Annotated in this window: 1 protein-coding gene; it reads right to left on the reverse strand. The window is 63.6% G+C overall.

The genetic code is table 11. The annotated features are described in order from the left end of the window. Nucleotides 1–10: 10 nt before the first annotated feature. The gene (locus tag ACFWO8_RS33135; RefSeq protein ID WP_378974786.1) at nucleotides 11–1,228 is read right to left on the reverse strand and encodes an RNA-guided endonuclease InsQ/TnpB family protein; all 1,218 of its coding nucleotides are present in this window, start codon (nucleotides 1,226–1,228) and stop codon (nucleotides 11–13) included. Nucleotides 1,229–1,328 lie beyond the last annotated feature (100 nt).

Consider the following 1,328-nt stretch of genomic DNA (forward strand, 5'->3'; position numbering starts at 1 on the left):
CCTCCCTGCCCTAAAGGACGGGGACTCCTACCAGCGTCCTCGGGCGCTCTCGGCGGGTTCCTGCTTCACCGCACAGCGCCGGAACAAGCCCCGGACTCACCCGCACTCCACAAGCGTTTAACCTCTCCGCCTGACCAGCGGCGAGGATATTCTTGGCGGCGTTGACATCCCGATCATGAACAGCCCCACACCCACACGTCCACGACCGCACCGACAACGGTTTCGGACCATCGACAACCCCACATGCCGAGCACAGCTGCGACGATGGGAAGAACCGGTCGACCTTGGCGAAATACCGTCCGAAGCGGGCCGCTTTCTCCCCGACCATGCGAGTGAACATCGCCCAACCCGCATCATGCACCGACTTCGCCAGACGAGTCCGCGCCAACCCCTTCACACACAAATCCTCGACGAACACCGCTTGGTTATCACGGACAATCGACGTGGACAGTTTGTGCGCGAAATCGCGGCGCTGATCAGCGATCTTTGCGTGTGCGCGGGCAACCCTGACCCGGGCTTTGCCCCGGTTACTGGAGCCCTTCTGCTTCCGTGCAAGTGCTTGTTGAGCTTTACGGAGCTTGCGTTCGGCCCGACGAAACAACCGCGGGTTCTCGATGACCCGCCCATCGGACAGGACCGCGAACGAGCTCAACCCCAGATCGATACCCACCACGGCATCAACCTCGGGCAGCGGCCGGGTTTCTGCCTCTACCACGAACGACGCGAAATACCTTCCGGCCGCGTCCTTGATCACCGTGACCGATGAGGGTTCCGACGGCAGCCGACGCGACCACGCCACCTTCACGTCCCCGATCTTGGGCAACCGCAACTTCTCCCCCGTGGTGACCGCGAACCGGGCGTTACGGGTGAACCGGATCGCCTGCCGATGATCGCGACGCGACCGGAACCGCGGCGCGGCGATCTTCGCCCCTTTCCGTGTGCCGGTGACCGAGCCGAAGAAGTTACGGTAGGCGGTATTCAGATCAGCCAGGGCCTGCTGCAACACCACCGCCGACACCCCACCCAACCACGCTCGCTGCGGAGTCTTCTTCGACTCCGTCAACAACTTCGACAGTTCCGAATCAGTAACCCGGCGGCCCTCCCGGAACGCCTGCTGCCGGATGGCCAGGGCGTCGTTGAACACGACTCGGGCGCAGCCGAATGCTTGCGCCAACGACTGCTGCTGCCCCACCGTGGGGTAGAGGCGGAAGTTGTAGCGCAGCTGCATGACCGACAGTGTGGCACCGGGGTACGACAACAAACCAGCCACCGGGAAGCACCTGGTCCCGAAAGCCATGCAAGACCATCGCGTTCAGGGCACGCTCGGC

This window comes from Nocardia sp. NPDC058480 (genome assembly GCF_042720495.1).
In the GTDB taxonomy this organism is placed as follows: domain Bacteria; phylum Actinomycetota; class Actinomycetes; order Mycobacteriales; family Mycobacteriaceae; genus Nocardia.